Origin of the sequence: Oerskovia sp. NPDC060287 (genome assembly GCF_042726775.1) — a bacterium.
In the GTDB taxonomy this organism is placed as follows: domain Bacteria; phylum Actinomycetota; class Actinomycetes; order Actinomycetales; family Cellulomonadaceae; genus Oerskovia; species Oerskovia merdavium.
This window is the reverse complement of record NZ_JBHXBO010000423.1, coordinates 1-1,006: the sequence shown is the minus strand read 5'-3', so window position 1 is coordinate 1,006 and position 1,006 is coordinate 1. Positions and strand designations below refer to the sequence as shown.

The 1,006-nt window shown below is 69.1% G+C and carries 1 protein-coding gene; it reads right to left on the bottom strand.

The genetic code is table 11. From position 1 onward, the window contains the following. Positions 1 to 75: 75 nt before the first annotated feature. Positions 76 to 915, bottom strand: coding sequence for a translation elongation factor Ts (tsf, locus tag ACFWFR_RS19465; protein WP_377616647.1), 840 nt, complete (start codon positions 913 to 915; stop codon positions 76 to 78). Positions 916 to 1,006: the final 91 nt, after the last annotated feature.

The window sequence follows — 1,006 nt, the reverse complement described above, 5'->3', positions numbered from 1 at the left end:
GGCTTCGACATGGTGATTCCCCGTTCCTCGGTGTGATGGATGGTGGTCGTTGAGTGATTGCTCTGCGGTGCGTCGTCAGGCGCCGACGCGGTACCGCACGAACTCGGTGACCGTGCCACCGACCTCGGCGAGAACCTGGCCGACGGTCTTCTTGGGGTCCTTCGCGAGGGGCTGGTCGACGAGGACGACGTCCTTGAAGAAGCCGTTCAGGCGACCCTCGATGATCTTCGGCAGCGCGGCCTCGGGCTTGCCCTCGTTGCGCGAGGTCTCCTCGGCGATGCGACGCTCGTTGGCGACGACGTCCTCGGGGACGTCCTCACGCGTCAGGTACGTCGGGGACAGCGCAGCGATGTGCTGTGCGATGTCCTTGGCGACGGCCTCGCCGGCAGCGTCCGTCGCGACGACGACGCCGATCGACGGCGGCAGGTCCTTGGCGGTGCGGTGCAGGTACGCGGTCACACGCTCACCGGCGATGCGCGTGGCACGGCGCAGGACGACCTTCTCGCCGAGCGACGCGGCGGTGTTGTCGATCACGAGCTGGACGGACTCGCCGTCGGCGTCCGCGGCGAGGGCCGCGTCCGTGTCCGCAGCACCCGAGTCGGCGACGGCCTTGAGCACGCGAGCCGCGAGGTTGAGGAAGTTCTCGTTCTTCGCGACGAAGTCCGTCTCGGAGTTGAGCTCGATGAGCGTGGCGACCTGGCCACCCTCGGTCTCGGAGATGTCGACGGCCACGAGGCCCTCGGAGGTCGAACGGCCCTCGCGCTTGGCGACGCCCTTCAGACCCTTGACGCGGATGATCTCGAGCGCCTTCTCGGAGTCGCCGTCGGCCTCGTCGAGGGCCTTCTTGACGTCGAGCATGCCGGCGCCGGTGCGCTCGCGCAGTGCCTTGATGTCGGCTGCGGTGTAGTTCGCCATGGTGCAGTCCTTACCTGTCTGGGGTCCCGGGGCTCCCCGGGGAGAACGTGGAGCGGGCGGTGCGGCGGGTGCGCGCCCCTCGGACGAGGGG